This window comes from Aliirhizobium smilacinae (assembly GCF_006335145.1).
In the GTDB taxonomy this organism is placed as follows: domain Bacteria; phylum Pseudomonadota; class Alphaproteobacteria; order Rhizobiales; family Rhizobiaceae; genus Neorhizobium; species Neorhizobium smilacinae.
The window spans coordinates 148,735-168,168 of the sequence record NZ_VDMN01000007.1; the positions used below are offsets into that span (position 1 = coordinate 148,735).

At 60.2% G+C, this 19,434-nt stretch carries 23 protein-coding genes; 11 read left to right on the top strand and 12 right to left on the bottom strand.

Annotated features, from left to right (window positions below; all coding sequences use genetic code 11):
• Nucleotide 1 precedes the first annotated feature (1 nt).
• Nucleotides 2–181 carry a heme exporter protein CcmD gene (gene ccmD / locus FHP24_RS24040; protein ID WP_139678782.1) on the top strand — a complete coding sequence of 60 codons (180 nt, stop codon included), beginning with the start codon at nt 2–4 and terminating at the stop codon, nt 179–181.
• A complete protein-coding gene (locus FHP24_RS24045) occupies nt 178–789 on the top strand; it encodes a DsbE family thiol:disulfide interchange protein (RefSeq protein WP_139678783.1) in 612 nt (203 codons plus the stop codon). Before ccmD ends, FHP24_RS24045 begins: the two co-directional genes overlap by 4 nt.
• Before the next feature lie 12 nt (nt 790–801).
• Here FHP24_RS24045 and FHP24_RS24050 read toward each other — a convergent pair whose 3' ends face one another.
• The 6 genes from FHP24_RS24050 to dapF all read right to left on the bottom strand — a co-directional run bounded on the left by FHP24_RS24050 (nt 802) and on the right by dapF (nt 7,140).
• Nucleotides 802–1,983: a GGDEF domain-containing protein gene (locus FHP24_RS24050; RefSeq protein WP_139678784.1), complete on the bottom strand. Its 1,182-nt coding sequence runs from the start codon at nt 1,981–1,983 to the stop codon at nt 802–804.
• 112 nt (nt 1,984–2,095) lie between these two features.
• Nucleotides 2,096–2,674 (bottom strand): DUF2585 domain-containing protein, encoded by a 579-nt coding sequence (locus tag FHP24_RS24055; RefSeq protein WP_139678925.1) that lies wholly within the window; start codon nt 2,672–2,674, stop codon nt 2,096–2,098.
• Between the two features lie 5 nt (nt 2,675–2,679).
• Nucleotides 2,680–3,333, bottom strand: coding sequence for a septation protein A (locus tag FHP24_RS24060; RefSeq protein ID WP_139678785.1), 654 nt, complete (start codon nt 3,331–3,333; stop codon nt 2,680–2,682).
• A 53-nt stretch (nt 3,334–3,386) separates the two neighbouring features.
• Nucleotides 3,387–4,937 carry a signal recognition particle-docking protein FtsY gene (gene ftsY / locus FHP24_RS24065; protein WP_139678786.1) on the bottom strand — a complete coding sequence of 517 codons (1,551 nt, stop codon included), beginning with the start codon at nt 4,935–4,937 and terminating at the stop codon, nt 3,387–3,389.
• Nucleotides 4,938–4,954: 17 nt separating this feature from the next.
• Entirely contained in the window at nt 4,955–6,241 is a 1,287-nt protein-coding gene (gene mtaB / locus FHP24_RS24070; protein WP_139678787.1) for a tRNA (N(6)-L-threonylcarbamoyladenosine(37)-C(2))-methylthiotransferase MtaB, read from the bottom strand.
• Nucleotides 6,238–7,140 carry a diaminopimelate epimerase gene (dapF, locus tag FHP24_RS24075; RefSeq protein ID WP_139678788.1) on the bottom strand — a complete coding sequence of 301 codons (903 nt, stop codon included), beginning with the start codon at nt 7,138–7,140 and terminating at the stop codon, nt 6,238–6,240. The genes mtaB and dapF overlap by 4 nt, the downstream gene beginning before the upstream one ends.
• Before the next feature lie 172 nt (nt 7,141–7,312).
• On the opposite strand from dapF, the gene FHP24_RS24080 reads away from it, so the two are divergent.
• Nucleotides 7,313–7,984 (top strand): spermidine synthase, encoded by a 672-nt coding sequence (locus FHP24_RS24080; RefSeq protein ID WP_139678789.1) that lies wholly within the window; start codon nt 7,313–7,315, stop codon nt 7,982–7,984.
• A 22-nt stretch (nt 7,985–8,006) separates the two neighbouring features.
• On the opposite strand, the gene FHP24_RS24085 is transcribed toward FHP24_RS24080, so the two are convergent.
• Genes FHP24_RS24085 through FHP24_RS24100 form a run of 4 tightly spaced genes read right to left on the bottom strand, consistent with a single transcriptional unit; the run spans nt 8,007 to nt 10,453 of the window.
• Nucleotides 8,007–8,594: a biliverdin-producing heme oxygenase gene (locus FHP24_RS24085; protein ID WP_139678790.1), complete on the bottom strand. Its 588-nt coding sequence runs from the start codon at nt 8,592–8,594 to the stop codon at nt 8,007–8,009.
• A gap of 54 nt (nt 8,595–8,648) precedes the next feature.
• Complete coding sequence (locus tag FHP24_RS24090) at nt 8,649–9,734, bottom strand: MBL fold metallo-hydrolase (RefSeq protein WP_139678791.1); 1,086 nt, start codon at nt 9,732–9,734, stop codon at nt 8,649–8,651.
• A gap of 39 nt (nt 9,735–9,773) precedes the next feature.
• Nucleotides 9,774–10,211, bottom strand: a complete 438-nt coding sequence (locus FHP24_RS24095) for a type II toxin-antitoxin system VapC family toxin (protein ID WP_139678792.1) — start codon at nt 10,209–10,211, stop codon at nt 9,774–9,776.
• Nucleotides 10,211–10,453: a type II toxin-antitoxin system VapB family antitoxin gene (locus tag FHP24_RS24100; protein ID WP_139678793.1), complete on the bottom strand. Its 243-nt coding sequence runs from the start codon at nt 10,451–10,453 to the stop codon at nt 10,211–10,213. The genes FHP24_RS24095 and FHP24_RS24100 overlap by 1 nt, the downstream gene beginning before the upstream one ends.
• Before the next feature lie 311 nt (nt 10,454–10,764).
• Between FHP24_RS24100 and ffh the strand changes: the two genes are divergently transcribed.
• The 5 genes from ffh (at nt 10,765) to trmD (ending at nt 14,583) form a co-directional block, all read left to right on the top strand.
• On the top strand, nt 10,765–12,345 hold the full coding sequence (gene ffh, locus FHP24_RS24105) for a signal recognition particle protein (RefSeq protein ID WP_139678794.1): 1,581 nt from the start codon (nt 10,765–10,767) through the stop codon (nt 12,343–12,345).
• A 12-nt stretch (nt 12,346–12,357) separates the two neighbouring features.
• A complete protein-coding gene (locus tag FHP24_RS24110) occupies nt 12,358–12,672 on the top strand; it encodes a chorismate mutase (RefSeq protein ID WP_139678795.1) in 315 nt (104 codons plus the stop codon).
• A gap of 125 nt (nt 12,673–12,797) precedes the next feature.
• Complete coding sequence (rpsP, locus tag FHP24_RS24115; protein ID WP_139678796.1) at nt 12,798–13,160, top strand: 30S ribosomal protein S16; 363 nt, start codon at nt 12,798–12,800, stop codon at nt 13,158–13,160.
• A gap of 122 nt (nt 13,161–13,282) precedes the next feature.
• Nucleotides 13,283–13,891 (top strand): ribosome maturation factor RimM, encoded by a 609-nt coding sequence (gene rimM / locus FHP24_RS24120; RefSeq protein ID WP_139678797.1) that lies wholly within the window; start codon nt 13,283–13,285, stop codon nt 13,889–13,891.
• Between the two features lie 8 nt (nt 13,892–13,899).
• Nucleotides 13,900–14,583: a tRNA (guanosine(37)-N1)-methyltransferase TrmD gene (gene trmD / locus FHP24_RS24125; RefSeq protein ID WP_139678798.1), complete on the top strand. Its 684-nt coding sequence runs from the start codon at nt 13,900–13,902 to the stop codon at nt 14,581–14,583.
• Nucleotides 14,584–14,649: 66 nt separating this feature from the next.
• Here the strand turns inward: trmD and FHP24_RS24130 are convergent, their stop codons facing one another.
• On the bottom strand, nt 14,650–15,399 hold the full coding sequence (locus FHP24_RS24130; protein WP_139678799.1) for a sulfite exporter TauE/SafE family protein: 750 nt from the start codon (nt 15,397–15,399) through the stop codon (nt 14,650–14,652).
• Nucleotides 15,400–15,668: 269 nt separating this feature from the next.
• On the opposite strand from FHP24_RS24130, the gene rplS reads away from it, so the two are divergent.
• On the top strand, nt 15,669–16,211 hold the full coding sequence (rplS, locus tag FHP24_RS24135) for a 50S ribosomal protein L19 (RefSeq protein WP_139678800.1): 543 nt from the start codon (nt 15,669–15,671) through the stop codon (nt 16,209–16,211).
• 59 nt (nt 16,212–16,270) lie between these two features.
• On the opposite strand, the gene FHP24_RS24140 is transcribed toward rplS, so the two are convergent.
• Nucleotides 16,271–17,578, bottom strand: coding sequence for an MFS transporter (locus FHP24_RS24140; RefSeq protein ID WP_139678801.1), 1,308 nt, complete (start codon nt 17,576–17,578; stop codon nt 16,271–16,273).
• 184 nt (nt 17,579–17,762) lie between these two features.
• On the opposite strand from FHP24_RS24140, the gene FHP24_RS24145 reads away from it, so the two are divergent.
• Both FHP24_RS24145 and FHP24_RS24150 read left to right on the top strand, forming a co-directional pair.
• Complete coding sequence (locus FHP24_RS24145; protein ID WP_139678802.1) at nt 17,763–18,560, top strand: transporter substrate-binding domain-containing protein; 798 nt, start codon at nt 17,763–17,765, stop codon at nt 18,558–18,560.
• Nucleotides 18,561–18,600: 40 nt separating this feature from the next.
• The gene (locus FHP24_RS24150) at nt 18,601–19,434 is read left to right on the top strand and encodes an amino acid ABC transporter permease (RefSeq protein ID WP_139678803.1); all 834 of its coding nucleotides are present in this window, start codon (nt 18,601–18,603) and stop codon (nt 19,432–19,434) included.

Genomic DNA, 19,434 nt, shown 5'->3' on the forward strand with positions numbered 1-19,434 from the left:
GATGACCCACACCTTCTACATATCCGCCTCTTACATCGTTGCCGCCATTGTCATCCTCTGTCTGATCGGCTGGGTCTGGCTCGACGGCCGCGCCCGCCAACGGGAACTGGCCGAACTCGAAGCCTCAGGCATTCGCCGCCGCTCGGCTCGCCCGGCCCCGACAGACGGAGCAGCATTATGACAACCGAGACGGAGGACAAAAACCTCAAGCCTCAGCGCAATCGCACCCGTTATGCACTTGCTCTGATCCCGCTTCTGGTCTTCGCCGGTTTTGCCGCAATTGCCGGCAAGATGCTCTACGACCAGGACGTAAACGGGCTCGACGTTTCCGCTATTCCTTCCGCGCTGATCGGCAAGACGGCACCGTCGCTCGCATTGCCGCCGCTGGAAGGCTCGAACACGGCGGCTCTCACAAATACCGCCATCACCGGCAAGCTGACCCTGGTCAACGTCTTCGCATCATGGTGCGTACCGTGCCGGCAGGAACACCCGATCCTGAAGCAATTGGCAAACGATAGTCGGCTCAACATTGTCGGCATCAACTACAAGGACCGCAACGACAACGCCCTGCGTTTTCTCGGCGAACTGGGCAATCCGTTCAAGGCGATCGGTGTCGATCCGAACGGCAAGGCGGCGATCGACTGGGGTGTCTACGGCATTCCGGAAAGTTACCTCGTCGGCCCCGACGGCAAGATCCTCTACAAGAAGGTCGGACCCTTCGATGAGCGCAGCCTGACGCAGGACCTGCTGCCCGCGATCGCAAAAGCCTCGGCCGCAGCCAAAAGCTGAACAAGCTCAAATTTACGAGACGATCCTGAGCGGCGGCGGACCTTCGGGCGGGCGCTGCCCCTCGGTTACCACCCTGTTGCGACCCGCATTCTTCGCCACATAAAGACAGGCATCCGCCCGCGAAATGGCATCATGAACGGAATGATCGCCGGGCGCGCTGGCGGAGACGCCAAAGCTTGCGGTGATCGTCGCATCGATTCCGTGATCCTGCCAATTCATGGCGGCAAAACCGAGCCTTGCCTTCTCGACCATCTCCGCCGCTTCCGCTTGGCCGACACCCGGCAGAAAACCGACGAACTCCTCCCCGCCAAAGCGGGCGATCGCTACGCTTTTGAGATTTGCCCTCAGGATCTGCGCAAATCCGATAATGACATGGTCACCGGCCGCATGGCCGAACCGGTCATTGACCTGTTTGAAGTGATCGATATCCCCGACGATAACGGCACCCGCTGGAAAAGCTCCGCCCCTTGCCTGCGGCAGGGCCTGCTCGAAACCACGCCGGTTGAACAGCCCGGTCAGCGGATCGCGCGCCGCCGCGTCGCGATGCCCCGTCACCACATCGGAGACGACCGACCCCAGCACGGAGAGTGCCATGATAAAGCCGACGATACTTGCCGCCATCTGCATCAGGAAGGCGTAGTCGGACGACAGGAACTGGTCTAGCGATTCAAAGCTGTCTGCAGACGTGGAAAGCAGAAGAACTGTCACCCGTATGGCCGTTTCCAGCACCACCATCGACGCCATGGCCACAAGCATGCGGTCGATAGCCGATCGGGCAAACCTCCAGCCAGAAACGACAGCGATGCCAAGCAGCACCGCCAGTGACGAATCGCCAACCGCAAGCTGCGATCGCAGATCCTCCCGGACGACGATCAGCCAGCAGACGACGGCGAAGGCTGCCAGCGTGAACAGAAGTCTCGGCAGCAACAGCGTCGGTCGCCTGAACCGGACAAGCATGGCGTGGCCGTAAAGGAAAAAGGCAACGTAGAAGAACACGTTGGAAAGCACGGCCTGTACGGGCAATGGCAGCGCATAGGCGACGATCGGAAAAGCGAAGCCGAGCGCCGCCGAAATGTAACCCAGCCCCCAATAACGCGCGGAGCCATCGGACCATCGGTCGACAATCAGGAAAATCGTGCCGAAGACCAGAAAAATGAATGGTAAAAGATAGGCAAAATTATCGGTCTGTTCCATCTGACCCTGCGCAGACGCCGTCATGCGTCCTGTCGGTAATGGAAAAAGCCGTAGGCTCAGAACGTTAACAATTCAACGCCGGAAAGATACCAAAAGATGCCTCTGCACAGGTTCAACCGATGGCTCCCTGCCACACCTTGATCGCCTCGACAGGCCAGACAAGCATTAGCACGTTGAGCGTAAGATTGTCGCGGATCAGCCAGCCGGTAAAAAGCTCGAAGACGATCGCGATCGAAACCGTCAGCCAGACCGGCGCGCGAGCCGCGAACAGAAACCCGAGCGCCATGAACACCGTGTCCATAGCCGAATTGAGAATGCTGTCGCCCGAATAACCGAGCGCCATGGTGGCGTTGCGGTAACGGTCGATGATGAGAGATGAGTTTTCCGCGATCTCCCAGGCAGCTTCGATGAAAACCGCCAGCGCCAAGCGTTCGGATTTCGACGCACGACGCAGGACCAGCCAGCCGAAACCGTAAAACAGAAAGCCGTGAATGATGTGGGACGGCGTGTACCAGTCAGCCAGATGCTGCGAGTTTCCGGGCGAATTTACGCCCGGTTCGAACAGCTTGATGTAACCGCATTCGCAGATCGGAACGCGCCCCATGACATAAAGGATTGTGATCTGCAGCAGGAACAGCACAAGCGCCGCGAGCAGCCAGCGCTTCGACGACAGGCTGTGCTCCGGCTCCATATCCCTCACTTGTCGGCGTCCGCCGTGGAAACGTCCTGAACGGTATGGCGCATGATCAGCGGCATCTGGGCGAGCGTGAAGAGGATGGTGATCGGCATCGTGCCCCAGACCTTGAAATTGACCCAGGCTTCGTCAGAGAAATTGCGCCAGACGAATTCGTTGAGGACAGCAAGGAACAGGAAGAAGATACCCCAGCGCAATGTCAGCTTCCTCCAACCTTCCGCATCGAGGTTGAACGCCGCGTTGAAGACATAACCAAGCAGCGACTTGCCGAAGAACAGACCGCCCAGCAGCACGACGCCGAACAAAGTGTTGACGATGGTCGGCTTCATCTTGATGAACGTGTCGTCCTGCAGCCAGATCGACAGCGATCCGAACACCAGAACCACGACGCCCGACACGAAGGGCATGACCGGCAGGTGCTTGAAGACGATTTTCGAAATGACCAGCGAGATCACGGTGGCAACCATGAACAGCGCGGTTGCGACCAGCAGAGGCCCACCGATCGTTGCAAGTACCGGGAATTTTCCCACCAGCCATTCGCCGCGCAGGTTGCCGAAGAAGAAGACCATCAGAGGGCCGAGTTCCAGCGCCATTTTCAGGCCCGGTTTCTGCTTCTCTTCCTTGGTCGGCTTGATATCGCTTTCGATCGTCTGCATGGGACCCAACTTAGAACTATGGTTGCGCGGAGCAAAATCGTTTTTCTGTGTCATCAATGCGGCGCGGGCGTAAGCCCTGCAATCGCTTCGGCAAAATCCTTCGCCTCGAAGGGCTCAAGATCGTCGACACCCTCACCGACGCCGATGAAGTACACCGGCAGCCGGTGCTTGGCGGCGATGGCGACGAGAATGCCGCCCCGCGCCGTGCCGTCGAGCTTGGTCATGATCAACCCGCTGACGCCGGCAACGTTGCGGAAAATCTCCACCTGGTTCATCGCGTTCTGCCCGGTTGTCGCGTCGAGCGTCTGCAACACCGTATGCGGCGCATCGGGATCGAGCTTGCCGAGCACGCGAACGATCTTCTCCAGTTCCGCCATCAGCTCGGTCTTGTTCTGCAATCGGCCGGCGGTGTCGATGATCAGAACGTCGGACTTGTTTTCCTTCGCCTGCACATAGGCGTCATAAGCAAGACCGGCCGCATCGGCGCCGAGCTTGGTGCCAATGAATTCCGAACCCGTACGATCCGCCCAGATCTTCAGCTGCTCGATCGCCGCGGCACGGAACGTATCGCCGGCGGCAAGCATGACCTTGAGGCCGGAGCCTGAAAGTTTTGCCGCCAGCTTGCCGATCGTCGTCGTTTTGCCGGTGCCGTTGACGCCGACGACGAGAATGACATGCGGCTTGTGATTGAGATCGAGCTGCAGCGGTTTTGCGACCGGCGCCAGCACCTTGGTGATTTCCGCCGACATGATGCGCGACACGTCCTCGCCGGTCACGTCCTTGCCGTAACGCTCGGAGGACAATGTGCCGGTAATCCGCATCGCCGTCTCGACGCCGAGATCGGCTTGGATCAGCAGGTCTTCCAGATCTTCAAGGGTCTCGTCGTCAAGCTTGCGCTTGGTGAACAGCGCCGCGATCTGGCCGGTCAGCTGCGACGAGGTGCGCGAAAGCCCGGCCCGCAGGCGCTGGAACCATGTGAGCTTGAGCGGCGGTACGACGACGACCGTTTCCGGCTCGGAACTCGAGGTGGAGAAGCCCTTGGGAAGAACGAGCGGCGCGACAACGACATCCTCGGAGGCGCCCCCCCCCTCTGTCCTGCCGGACATCTCCCCCACAAGGGGGGAGATCGAGTCGTGGGCAGCGACTCGCTCTACGCCAGATACCGTGTCCGCTGAAATGTCTTCGGAAGTGGCTCTTTCACCTTCCGCACCTTGCTCGAATGCAGCCGAAGAAGGCGCATCCGTGATCTTCCCACCTGTGGGGGAGATGCCCGGCAAGGCAGAGGGGGGGGTATCAGCAGAAAGCCCGCCATCCACTTCAGCCGCAGCCTCGGCCTCCAGCAGCGACAATGGCACGACGCCGAGATCGGAGATTTCCTCAACGCCCGGAAGAACCGCAGCCACTTCATCATCCGCAGCGACATCGCCCGAAGGACCACCGGCAGTCTCGATCTCCGCTGGTGCGACCGGATCGATGGGCGTGACGGGCAGTGTTTCAGTGGCAACGACGTCCGCTGCGGGCGAATGGTCTTCAACAGGCTTTTCAGCCGGCCGATCGACCGGTTTGTCGCCGAAGGTGAAGACGCGTTTGATAAAACTTACCATGAAAAATTCCGTTTCAGTCAGGCCGCCTGCTCTTCGCGAGTGTCGGCGATGACCCGCATGTCGAGATGTTTGCCACTATGTCCGGTAATCATAACGTGCTTGATGTCGCGGGGAACCAGCCCCGGCGTTGCAACCAGCGAAAAGTTTTCCGTATGCGCCATGCCGTTGTTTTCTACGACGATCGTCTGTTCGGTTCCGACCATCCGGTCGAGATGCGCAAGATGGAGCGCCTCGCCCCGTGCCCGAAGCCGTGCGGCGCGATCCTTGACCAGCGCCCGATCGACCTGCGGCATGCGCGCAGCCGGCGTGCCGGGACGCGGGCTGTAGGGGAAAACGTGTAGGAACGAGATGCCGGCCTCTTCCGCCAGCGACGCCGCCCCTTCGAACATCTCTTCCGTCTCGGTCGGAAAACCGGCTATCATATCCGCGCCGAAGGCGATCTCTGGCCGCAGACGTCGCGCCTGTTCGACAAAGGCCAATGCCTCGGCGCGCGAATGGCGGCGCTTCATCCGCTTCAAAATCATGTCGTCGCCATGCTGCAGAGACAGATGCAAGTGCGGCATGAAACGCGGTTCGTCGGCGATCAGGTCCCAGAGATGATTGTCCGCCTCGATACTGTCGATCGACGACAGGCGAAGCCGCAGGATTTCCGGCACCTGTTTCAAAAGCGTCTTGGCAAGATAGCCCAGCGTCGGGTGGCCCGGCAGATCGGCGCCGTAACTCGTCGCGTCGACGCCGGTGAGCACGATTTCGCGATAACCGCTCTCGACGAGCCTGCGGGCCTGCTCCACCACGGCGCCTATCGGCACCGAGCGGGAATTGCCGCGACCATAAGGGATGATGCAGAAGGTGCAGCGATGATCGCAGCCGTTCTGCACCTGGATGAAGGCACGCACATGCCCGTCGATATGCCTGACCATCTGCGGCGCAGTCGCCTTGACGCTCATGATGTCGTTGACGCGCAGCTTCTCTTCCGCTGAAACGCCGAAATCCGGCAGGCCGCGATAGGAGCCGGCTCTCAGCTTTTCCTCGTTGCCGAGCACCGCATCGACTTCCGCCATTTCGGCAAAGGTCTGCTTCTCGGTCTGCGCGGCGCAGCCGGTAACGATGATGCGTGCATGCGGGTTTTCACGGCGAACACGGCGGATCGCCTGGCGTGCCTGGCGCACCGCCTCGCCGGTCACGGCGCAGGTATTGACCAGCACGGCATTGTTCAGGCCCGCCTTCTCGGCCTGCGCCCGCATCACTTCCGATTCGTAGGTGTTGAGCCGACAGCCGAAGGTTATGACCTCGACGCCGCTCAATTGACCCTCACCTCAGGTTCTGCATCGCGGATAAAAGTGCCGGTCACGGGATCGACCTTGCCGGACCATTCCCATTCGGCAGGGCCGGTCATCACGACGTGATCGTTATCCCGCCATTCGATGGTAAGCGGCTGACGGCTAGGCGCAGAGGCTACATCGATCGTGACCCTGCGTCCCGTGCGACCGGTGCGGGCGGCAGAGACACCTGCGGCACAGGCAGCCGAACCGCAGGCAAGCGTCAACCCGGCGCCGCGTTCCCAGGTGCGGGTGCGCAGAGACGTGTCGGATGTAACTTGCGCCAGCGTGATATTGGCCTTTTCCGGAAACATCGGATGATTTTCCAGAAGCGGTCCGAAACGTTCGAGATCGAACGTCATCGGGTCCTTGTCGACCCAGAAGATCGCATGCGGATTGCCCATCGACATCACCGCCGGCGAATGCAGGATAGGCGCGTCGATCGGCCCGATCTGCAGCTCGATACGGCTGGTATCGAAAAACTCTTCCGACAGCGGAATCTTGTCCCAGGCAAAGACCGGCTTACCCATGTCGACGGAAATCGTGCCGTCCTCATGCTCCTGCGCATTCAGGATGCCGGCAACCGTCTGGAAGGTAAAAGTCTTGCGGCCGGTCTCAGAGCTCAGCGCCTGCACCACGCAGCGCGTGCCGTTGCCGCAGGCCTGCGCCTTGGAGCCGTCGGAATTCAGGATATCGATCCAGGCATCGGTACCTTGTGCCTTGGGATCGTGGATCGCCATGATCTGGTCGAACTGGGTGGCCGGATCGGCATTGAGCGCGACCGCCGCCTCAGGCGTCACCTTGTCGGTGCGGCCACGCATGTCGACGACCAGGATCTTGTTGCCAAGCCCGTTCATCCGCGCAAATTCGACCTGTCCTGCCATGATGCTGATCCATTCCCAGGGGACCGGCCAAACCGCCAGCCCGCAATCTTACGGCGTATATGGCCGAAAGTGCTGCAAATTACCAGTGGCGGCGCTGCGCATCCTTAATAGCCAGGCAATGGCGAAATGCCCTGACCCATGTTAGGGGAGCCGTAAAAATGAGGCTTCGATCATGTTTCCCTGGGTTCAACTGGACAGCGCGAAAATACCGGACGATGGCGGCGAGCTGCGGCTGAAGCAGCGCGGCCAGGAGTTTTCCATCATGCTCGGATCGAACGAGCTGATGAACAGCCGACTGAGCGGATCGGAAGAGGCGCTCGCCACACTTTCCTGGGAAAAGATCAGGGATCGCCAGAGGTCATCCATTCTCATCGGCGGCCTCGGCATGGGCTTCACCCTGCGTGCGGCGCTGGCAATCGTACCGCCGGATGCCTCCATCACCATCGCCGAACTCGTACCAGCCGTGGTGAAATGGGCGCGCGGCCCGATGGCCGACGTCTTCAAGGGATGCCTCGACGATCCACGAACGCATATTCATCAAGGTGACGTGGGAGAACTGATCCGCGATTCGAAAGGCGAATTCGATGCGATCTTGCTCGATGTCGATAACGGACCTGATGGCCTGACGCGGGAATCCAACGACAGCCTGTATAACCGCCGTGGTCTGCGGGCAACCTATGACGCGCTGCGCCCCGGCGGCGTCCTGTCCGTCTGGTCATCCGGGCCGGATAACGGTTTTACCCGGCGCCTGAAGGAAGTCGGCTTCGACACGGAAGTGGTCAATACCCGTGCCAACGGCAATCGCGGTGCCAAGCATGTCATCTGGGTGGCGACGAGGCCCTGAACTTGAAGCAGAACCGGCTTCCTCAGCCGAAAATCTCGTCGACCAGCGCATGCACGCGACGGAAGGCAGCCTTGGCGCCTTCGGCAGCTTCGAGCTCCTCCGCTTCGGTCAGCGGCAGATCGTTATAGGCGGCGACGAAATTGCGCCAATGCAGCCCGCGCCCATCGGGATGGCCGGCGAGATGCCGGGCACCGAAATCGTCCGAAAGTCCGATCTTGGCCGCTTCCTTGCGCAGGAAAGCGGCGCCGAGATTGGAACCTTCAGCCACATAGACCCAGCCGAGCGCTGCGGCAGGCGTCAAGGGGCCGGTCGTCGCGGCCAGCTTTTCCGCAACGCCGCCGAGATCAGCAATATCCTGGCGAAGCGCCTCGAAGCGGTTGCGATCGGCAAGGCCCGGCAGACGGTGGTTGAGGTCCTCATCGGCGTAAAGCGGCGCCACGTCGGCATGGAAATGATGCTGCACATCGAGGAACAGCGCATAGCGTTCGCGGCTGGCGAAGGGTTCGGCGCGCATGATGCGTTTATCGAGCGTGTCGTGCGTGCCGGTCGTCATCGCCTTCAAGCGCTGGATGCGGGTGGCTTCAGTCGGACGGTCCAGCTCGATCTGCATTACTTTCCCCATACACTCATATTTTCCGCATCAAGCAAATGAAGGAGCGACAAGTCAAGCAGGAGTTGGATCCGGAACCTCGAAAACTTCGCCCGGTCGCATCGGACGAAAACGCTCGCGGGCAATTTTTCGTGCGTCGAGCGCGGTATGAAGCGCCTCGACCGGCTGCTCGATACCCTCGTCGGTCAGCTTCACCGTACCCCAGTGATGTCCCGCAGCGAAGGAAGCCCCGCAAAGCTGCATCCCCTCGACGGCCTCTTCCGGATTCTGGTGCTGCGCCTCCATGAACCAGCGCGGCTCATAGGCGCCGAAGGGTAGGTTGGCGAGACGGAACGGCCCGTGTTTCTGGCCGGCAGCACGATAGTTCCTGCCCTCGTGAAAACCGGTATCGCCGATATGGTAGATCTTGCCGGCCGGTGTTTCGAAAACGAAAGCTGCCCATAGCGCCATGCGGCGATCGCCAAGGCCCCGTGCCGACCAGTGATGGCATGGCTCGCAATGGAAAATGGCGCCGGGACCGACCGTCTCGCTGCCGCCCCAGTCCATCACGGTAATCCGTGCATCCGGAGCGCGGGGCCGGATGATCGCATCATTGCCAAGAGGCGTTATGAAATGCGGCTTGTCGCGCCCCTGCAGTACCCGAAGCGTCTCAAGATCGAGATGGTCGTAATGATTGTGGGTGACGAGCACGATGTCGATCGGCGGCAGGTCGCCGATGCGGATACCGGGCGGATTGACGCGTTTGGGGCCGGTCCAGGTAAACGGACTTGTGCGCTCCGACCAGACCGGGTCGGTCAAGATATTGAGGCCGGCGACCTGGATCAGCAGAGATGCGTGGCCGACCATGGTGACGACCAACCGATCGCCATCGACGCGAGTTTCTGGCACCGCCTGCGGAAACGGGCTGGTGAAGGTGTCGGGCCAGGGAATATTGCCGTTGCCGAGTTTCCAACGCAGCAGGTCCAGCCCGCCGCGCGGCTCCACGCCGCCCGGATTGAAAAAGCTCGTGCCGTCGAAATGATCCGAGACGGGACCGGAATAATATTTGTTGCCAGCCATGGCGCTCCTCGCGGTCACCCCACCGGCAAGCGCTGCGATAGCTGCAAGACCGGACCATTTGAAAAATTTGCGACGATTCATGAGATCTGTCCGGTGGAGGGTGTTTTCAAGGAGGACCGCTTAGGCGGCTTCGATATCCGTTTGTGCAAAATCGTTTCCGACGAAAAGAAGCGACGTTTCGAGTTGCTTTGCGCACGCATATGAGAAGCAGTCGCCAAAATTGAGCTTGGCTGGATGACCGACAAAACGGCCATAGGTCCTGGCAGCGTTGAGTGCGGTTTTATGCAGGCCAGATGAAAGCTCAACTTCCGTGGCCTCTATGTCCCGTAGAAAGGCTTCGACTGAAACTTGAGTGTTGGCGATCAATTCGGGCGGCGTAGGAGCATGTTCGCCAAGCAAGGCAATCTTTTTCTGGCGAGCGAGAGCGACAACGACCTCAAAAACCACCAGCGATGAGTATCGGAGCGGTTCCTTCGAGGTCTTCATGCGAGCGATCAGTGAGCCCGCATTATCTTCCGCCTTAAGGATTGCAACAATCGCAGACGCATCGAGAAACATCAGTATTCCCACATTTCGTCCAAAAACGCCTTTTCATCGAAATTCGGATCATTAGGACCAAGTGCAGCAATCTGTGCCTGATATTTTTTGGCAATCTCCTCAAGCGAGGGCTTGCGCTGCTCTCGTTTCAACTGGTTTTCTAGCGCCAGACGAACAGCTTCCGTCTTGGTCTTGGTGCCAAGCTGGCGCATCACCTCATCCGCCAGTTCATTGACCTTCGGATCTCGAATATAAAGAGACATGGCACTTCACCTGCCGGCACGAGCGATGGAATATTCAATATAGGCCAATTGAATATTCCTGCAAGCAGGCGCCCAAAACTGCCCGCACCTTGACTCTCCGCCCCATTTCCTGTTTAAGCCACGCCATCTGCTGACAAGTCACGACTTGGAGCCGCCGACCGGGGCCGACATACTGAGCCCGGAGGTCAACATCCGACAGCGCGTTGCGCCCTCGGGTGCTTTTTGGCTTTGCGCGTTTCTGACGTCTTGTTTTTGCCGGCAAAAGACCCGACGTTTCCGGACACTATCCGGAAGCGAAGAAGGAAGACACGATGTTTGAAAACCTCCAGGACCGTCTTGGCTCCATTCTGAATGGACTGACCGGCCGTGGCGCATTGAGCGAAGCGGATGTTTCCGCCGCCCTGCGCGAGGTTCGCCGTGCGCTGCTCGAAGCCGACGTGGCGCTCGAAGTCGTGCGCGCCTTCACCGACAAGGTCCGCGAAAAGGCCGTCGGCGCCGAAGTTCTGAAATCGATCAAGCCCGGCCAGATGGTCGTCAAGATCGTTCATGACGAGCTGATCGAGATGCTCGGCTCCGAAGGCGTCGGCATCGATCTTCATGCTGCCGCCCCCGTTGTCATCATGATGGTCGGCCTGCAGGGTTCGGGTAAAACGACAACGACCGGCAAGATCGCCAAGCGGCTGACCGATCGCGACAAGAAAAAGGTGCTGATGGCGTCGCTCGATACGCGCCGCCCTGCAGCCCAGGAACAGTTGCGCCAGTTGGGCGTACAGACCGGCGTCGATACGCTACCGGTGATCTCCGGCCAGTCGCCGACCGATATCGCCGCGCGCGCCGTACAGGCTGCGAAGCTTGGCGGCCATGACGTCGTCATTCTCGACACCGCCGGCCGCACGCATATTGACGAACCGCTGATGCAGGAAATGGCGGAGATCAAGCGGAAGTCCAATCCGCATGAAATCCTGCTCGTGGCCGACAGCCTCACCGGTCAGGACGCCGTCAATCTCGCCCGCAATTTCGACGAACGCGTCGGTATTACCGGTCTCGTTCTGACCCGCATGGACGGCGATGGCCGCGGTGGTGCAGCGCTTTCGATGCGTGCCGTCACCGGCAAGCCGATCAAGCTGATCGGCGTCGGTGAAAAGATGTCGGAGATGGAGGAATTCCATCCCCGCCGTATCGCCGACCGTATTCTCGGCATGGGCGACATCGTTTCGCTCGTCGAAAAGGCTGCTGAAAACATCGACGCGGAAAAAGCCGCGGCGATGGCCAAGAAGATGCAGTCGGGAAAGTTCGACCTGAACGACCTTGCCGACCAGCTGCGCCAAATGAAATCGCTCGGCGGCATGGGCGGGATCATGGGCATGATGCCGGGCATGGCCGGCATGAAGGACAAGCTCGCCGCATCCGGCATGAGCGACAAGACCTTCGACCGCCAGATCGCCATCATCGGCTCGATGACCAAGGCCGAGCGCGCCAATCCCGATATGCTGAAACACTCCCGCAAAAAACGCATCGCTGCCGGCTCCGGCTCCGATGCTGCGGAAATCAACAAGCTTCTGAAAATGCACCGCCAGATGGCCGACATGATGAAAATGATGGGCGGCAAGGGCAAGGGCGGCATGATGAAGCAGATGATGGGCGGCCTTGCCGGCAAGATGGGGCTCGGTGGCATGGGCGGCGGAATGGGCGGCATGCCCGACCTTTCCAAGCTCGACCCGAAGCAGCTCGAAGCGCTTCAGAAGCAGGCGGAAGCCGCAGGCCTGAAGCCGGGCGGCATGCCGGGCATGGGCGGTGGCCTTCCTGGCGGCATGGGCGGCCTTCCCGGCCTTGGCGGAGCCAAGCTCCCCGGTCTCGGTGGTTTCCCCGGCCTGCCCGGAAAGAAGAAATAAGGGAGGATGTCCATGGTTGATCCCGAAGTGAAGGCGCGCCTTATGAGCTACCGCCAGTCGATCGATAATATCGATGCTGCACTGGTGCATATGCTGGCCGAGCGCTTTCGCTGCACCAAGGAAGTTGGCCTCCTGAAGGCCAAATACGAATTGCCGCCGGCAGACCCGGCGCGCGAGGAATACCAGATCGAACGTCTTCGCCGTCTGGCGAAGGAGGCCAATCTGGATCCGGATTTCGCCGAGAAGTTCCTGAACTTCGTCATCACGGAAGTCATCCGGCATCATGAAGCCATCGCCGCCGAACACGGCGGCAAGGAAACAGCATGACCGAGCCCGCCTGACGGCGGCCTCAAACAGAACCTGGCCAAAACCCGGCTTGCCGGCAGCGGCCCGAAACCAATCCATGGCCCACCGGATGGTGGCCCACAAGAAAACACCTAAGGAGTAACACAATGTCCCTGAAGATTCGTCTCGCCCGTGGCGGTTCCAAGAAGCGTCCTTACTACACCGTCGTCGTTGCCGACGCCCGTTCGCCGCGTGACGGCCGCTTCCTCGAAAAGCTCGGTTCCTGGAACCCGATGCTCGGCAAGGAAGACGCAAAGCGCGTTGAACTGAACGAAGAGCGCATCAAGCATTGGATCGCTGCCGGCGCACAGCCGACCGACCGCGTTCTGCGCTTCCTCGCAGAAGCCGGCATTGCCCAGCGCGAAGCCAAGAGCAACCTGGAAAAGGCAAAGCCGGGCAAGAAGGCTCAGGAGCGCGCTGCCGAGAAGGCTCAGAAGGCTGCTGACGCCGCCGCTGCTGCTGCAGAATAATTTCTGACCATCGATGCAAAACGGGCGGTGCGGCGACGCGCCGCCCGTTTTGTTTTCTGCGTCTTCCTCTCAAGCGGTTTAGAGGTTAAATGAGCGCAGCCCACGAAAACGGAACGCCCCGCATGACGAAGCTCGAAAACCCTATCCTGATGGCGATGATCGGTGCCGCCCAAGGCCTGAGGGGCGAGGTGCGGGTAAAATCCTTCACCGCCGACCCGACAGCACTTGGTGATTACGGCCACCTTTATGCCGAGGACGGCCGGGTGTTCGAAATCCTCGAAATCCGCGAGGCGAAGACCGTCGTCGTCGTCCGCTTTCGCGGCGTGAATGATCGCAATGCAGCCGAAGCCCTGAACGGTCTGGAACTGTTCGTTGAGCGGGACAACCTTTCCGATGACGAACTGGATGAAGACGAGTTTTATTACGCCGATCTTGAAGGCCTCGAGGCCGTAGACAAAGACGGCAAGAGCTACGGCACGGTCAGCGCCGTCTTCGATTTCGGCGCCGGCGACCTGCTTGAGCTGAAGGGCCCTGGCCGACGCCCGGCACTCATTCCCTTCTCCGAGGCCGCCGTTCTGGAAATCGACCTCGACGCCGGCAAGATCCTGATAGACCCGGATGCCGCCGGCCTGATCGAAGACCCGAATGACCGGGATCCGACCGCTGTCGGCAAACCCAAGCCCAAACCTCGCCAGGGTCCCGGCAAGAAAGACCCCGGCCAGAGCGAATGAGCGGGCGCATGACGACGTTCCGCGCCACCATCCTGACGCTCTATCCGGAAATGTTCCCCGGCCATCTCGGCTTCTCGCTATCCGGCAAGGCGATGGAGCGCGGCGACTGGTCGTTGGATACGGTGCAAATCCGTGATTTTGCCGAGGACAAGCATCGTACGGTGGACGACACGCCGGCCGGCGGCGGTGCCGGCATGGTGCTGAAGCCCGACATTCTGGCGAAAGCGATCGATTCCGTCGCCGCCGATACCCGCCCCCGCCTGCTGATGAGCCCGCGTGGGCGACCTCTGACACAGAAACGCGTGCGCGAACTTGCCGATGGCGAAGGCGTGGTGATCGTCTGCGGCCGTTTTGAAGGCATCGACCAGCGCGTCATCGATGGGCGCAATCTCGAAGAGGTCTCGATCGGTGACTATATCCTCTCCGGTGGAGAGCCGGCAGCGCTGACGGTGCTGGACAGCGTTATCCGGCTGCTGCCCGGTGTCATGGGTAATGTCCATTCCGGCACCAATGAGAGCTTCGAACACGGGCTGCTGGAACACCCGCATTATACCCGCCCGCAGGTTTTCGAAGGCGAGGAAATCCCCGCAGTGCTGACCTCAGGCAATCATGCCGCAATCGAGAAATGGCGACTGGAAAAAGCGCTGAGATTGACCGGGGAACGGCGTCCGGACCTGCTGACCGACGACTGACCGAAGCCTGCGGCTTGACGGACATTTAGCTTGAGGCTCAGCACGTTCGGCTACGCCTATAATTCCTTACCCGCTCACGAAATAATAGACCGTCAGTGCAGTCCCCACGCAAACGACGCACCAGCGCAGCAATGCCTGCGGTACGCGCCGTGCCAGCCACACGCCGGAATAACCGCCAAGCGCGCCCGCCGGGATCATCACCAGCGCCTGTGGCCAGGCCACTACGCCGCCGCCGATGAACACCACGATCGCCACGCCGGCGATCAGCATCGCAAACAGGTTCTTCATCGCATTGAGGTGATGATAGGTGCCGCCGGTGGTCAGTCCAAGCACGGCAAGCATCATGATACCCATGCCGGCACCGAAGAACCCGCCATAAATGGCGTTGAGGAACTGGCTGACGACGCTGGTGACGGAACTTGCACTGTACTCAGCGGAAGATGCCTTCGGCGAAAGCCACGGACCTGCGGCAAAGATCGCGGTGGCTGCCAGAAGCAGCCAGGGCACCAGCGTCCTGAACGACGGGTTGTCCAGCGACAGAAGGATAAGCGCACCCACCAGCGCCCCGAAAAGCGACACGATGCCGAGCACGACGATGCTGCGCCAGCGATGCATGATCTCCGCCCGATAGGCGAGCGTCGAGGTCACGTAGCCGGGAAACTGGACGATGGAAGAAGTGGCATTGGCGGAAATCGGCGGGATGCCTGCAAGCGTCATCGCCCCGAAGGTGAGAAACGTCCCGCCTCCCGCAATCGCGTTGACCGCGCCCGACAGAAAACCTGCCGCGGCCAACAGCAGCATCATCGTAATTGTCATTTGTCATTTCCTCATCCCGGCAGACGAGATATCCCGTTCCCGGCGAGGCAGCAACGATGGCGCGCGACAAAATTCGCGACAATGGGATGACAAACGCTCGGTCTTGGTGTATCGCCACCTCCGGAAATGGGAAAACTCCCGTCGACCAGCAACAAAGAATAGCGAATTCGCTACGCCCGCAAGGCACGTCACGAGGCCCTTCTGGATAAGGAGGCGACCAAGGATGTAGGCGCTCTGGCTGTTTCAGAAGAAATGAAAAGGTTTGACCGATGAACATCATCCAGCAGCTGGAAGCCGAACAGGCAGCCAAGATCGAAGCCAAGCGCAAGCTTCCCGCATTTGAAGCCGGCGACACTGTCCGCGTCAATGTCCGCGTGACGGAAGGTACCCGTACCCGTGTACAGGCTTACGAAGGCGTCTGCATTGCCCGTTCGGGCGGCGGCATCAACGAGAGCTTCACCGTTCGCAAGATCTCCTACGGCGAAGGCGTCGAGCGCGTATTCCCGGTTTACTCGCCGCTCGTCGAAGGCGTCGAAATCGTTCGCCGCGGTAAGGTCCGTCGCGCCAAGCTGTACTACCTGCGCGATCGTCGCGGCAAGTCGGCTCGTATCGTCGAGAACACCGGCACCCGCGCCCGCAAGCTGAACGACGCCGAGCGCGCCGCAGTTGCCGAGGAAAAGGCACGCCTTGAAGCCGAAAAGGTAGCAGCAGCACAGGCACTGGCCACCGAAAAGGCAGCACAGGAAGCTGCTGAAGCAAAGGCTGCACAGGAAGCTGAAGCAGCGAAGGCTGCAGAAGCTTCTGCAGAATAAGAATTGCCGTTACGGCATGAGAAAAAGGCGGCCTCCGGGCCGCCTTTTTTGTTGCGCTGTTATCGCGGACCACCCGGCCTGACCGAGGGCGGCACGTCGCCCGCCTGCCGGCCCAGCGTCCGGCCGACAACCATCACCAGCACACCCGCTATCGCAAGGCAGGCCGCCAGGAAGAACATCGGCAGGATGTTGCTACCCGTCGCATCGTTGATCCATGGCACGACATTCTGGGCGATGAAGCCGCCAAGATTTCCGACCGAGTTGATCGCGGCGATACCGGCGGCGGCACCTGCTCCCTTGAGGAAACGCGACGGCAGGCTCCAGAATACCGGCTGGCCGGCAAAGATCCCCGCGGCAGCCACGCACAGGAAGGCAAACTGCAGATAAGGTGAGGTCACCAGGACCGAGAACGCCAACGCGGCTGCACCGACAAAGGCCGGAACAACGATATAGGGCGTCTTCTTCTCCGTCTTGTCGGCAGCGGCGGGCACGACCCAGAGCGCAACGGCGACGATGATCCACGGAATGATGTTGATGAAACCGTTGGTCGTGTTGGAGACGCCGAAACCCTTGACGATCGTCGGCAGCCAGTAGCTGAGACCGTAGGCTGCCAGCGGAAAGCCGATATAGCAAAGCGCCATCAGCAACACCCGCGGATTGACCAGCGCCTTGAAGCCGTGATCCGCATCCTCCTCCATTCCGGCATTTTCCCGCGCCAGCCGGTCCTTCAGCCAGCGCTTCTCGTCGTCGGTAAGGAATTTCGCCTTCTCCGGCGTGTCGTCGAGATAGAAGAAGGTCACGACACCCGCGATCACGGCCGGCACGCCGGTTGCTAGGAATACCCATTCCCAACCCGCAAGCCCCAGCGCACCGTCGAGATCGAGCAGCACACCGCCGAGCGGCGCTCCCACCGCATTGGCAAGCGCGCTGAAGATCATGAACAACCCGACCATACGGCCGCGATAATCCTTCGGGAACCAGAGCGTAAGCAGATAGAGCACACCGGGAAAGAAGCCCGCTTCGCAGACGCCGAGCAGGAAGCGCAGGATATAGAACATCGTCATGTTCTGTGTGAAGGCGAGGCCGATCGTCACCAATCCCCAGGACACGAGGATACGTGTGAACCAGATCCTTGCCCCGAAGCGGGTGAGGAAAAGATTGGCAGGCACTTCGAAAATGAAATAGCCGACGAAAAACAGGGATGCGCCAAGGCCATAGGCATATTCGCTCATGCCGAGCGCATCGACCATCTGCAGCTTGGCATAGCTGACATTCTGCCGGTCGATATAGGCGATCAGGTAGAGGATGCCGAGAAACGGCATCAGACGCCACGTGATCTTTGAAATGAGTTGATTTTCGGAAACCAAATTGCTCCTCCGGGCCGCATGGCCAAAGCATGCTGATGCTAGGTCATTTAGTCGCAGTCTTCGAACCGGCAAGTGCCGTACCGAAATGGAGATTTCCGGTGATCACCGTTCGGGAGAATGGTTGTGCTTGTCATGGCGGCAGAATTGGTGAGACTTGCCGGGACCGTTTTCTTGAGGATCCCCGATGCTGACCAGACGCGCCCTATTTGCAGGCTTCGCCATCGCAGCCCTGTTTCCCGTTGGCGTTTTTGCGCAGGGCTTGCCCGACCTGAAAGGCCGCCCGGTCACCGTCGTCACCGAAAATGCCTATCCGCCGCTGCAATTCGTTGATCCGAAATCGGGGCAGGCGATCGGCTGGGAATATGACGCGATGAACGAGATCGCCAGGCGGCTGAATTTCAAGCTCGAGTACCAGAACGTCTCCTGGGATGCGATGATCCAGGCCGTGTCCGACGGCCAATACGACATCGGCATGACCGGTATCACCATCAAGGACGAGCGTAAGGAGAAGGTCGATTTCTCGGAGCCCTACATGCGCTCCGAACAGTTCATGCTGGTGCGAAGCGACGAGACCCGCTTTTCCGAGGAAAAGGGCTTTGCCGCCGTGGGCGACGCGCTGATCGGGGCGCAGCCCGGTACATCCCCCTTCTACACCGCGGTCTACAACATCCTCGACGGCAACGAACAGAACTCTCGCATCAAGCTGTTCGAGACGTTTGGCGCGACGGTGCAGGCCCTGAAGACCGGCGATGTCGATCTCGTCCTCACCGATAGCGTCGCCGCCAAGGGATATGTCGATGCGTCCAATGGTGGGCTCAAGGTGATCGGTGGGCCACTCGGCGCAGAAGATTTCGGCTTCATCTTCAAGAGGGGCTCGGATCTTGCCGCACCGGTCAACGCAGCAATCACGGCCTTGAAGGCAGACGGCACGTTCGACGCGCTGAACAGAAAATGGTTCCTCGATTACAAGATGGGTCAATGATCAGCGACCGGGAAGAAATGCACCTCCGGATCGCAGCCTGATGGGCTTTCAGACCTTGCCGTCATCAAATGGCAGCGACGACAGGCCGTGGTGGCTGATCGCACTCGTCGTCATCGGCGTTGCGATTGCCGCTGTCATCGTCGCCAACGACCTTTACGCTCAGGTGTTTTCCACGGTTTCACGCGGCATCTGGATCACGGTCTTCGTTAGCGTCGTGGCCTTCGCACTTGCTTCTGCGCTCGGCCTCCTGATTGCGCTTGCCGGAATTTCCGACAGCCTCGTCCTGCGACAGACGGCACGTTTTTATATCGAGGTGGTACGCGGCATCCCGGTTCTCGTGCTGCTCTTCTACATCGCCTTCGCCGGTGCGCCGGGTCTCGTTGACCTCTATAATTTTCTCATGACGCCCCTGGTGGAAGCCGGTTGGCTGAAGACGGCGCAGGTTCGCGACATATCGCTGATGTGGCGGGCAATCATCGCTCTGATGATCGGTTATTCCGCCTTCATCGCAGAGATCTTTCGCGCCGGCTTTCAGTCCGTGGACAAGGGCCAGATCGAGGCGGCCATGGCGTTGGGGCTGAACCGCGCCCAGCGCTTTCGCCTGATCGTCTTTCCCCAGGCGATCCGGGTGATCTTTCCGCCGCTGTCGAACGATTTCGTCGCCATGGTGAAGGATAGCTCGCTGGTCTCCGTTCTTGGCGTTGCCGATATCAGCCAGGCCGGCAAGATCTATGCATCCGGCTCGTTCCGCTTTTTCGAGACCTACTCGATTGTCGCTTACATCTACCTGATCCTGACAATCGGCCTGTCGCTTGGCCTGCGGCGGGTCGAGAAACGCCTGAAGAACCGCGGGCGCGAACCCGAAAGGCGGTAA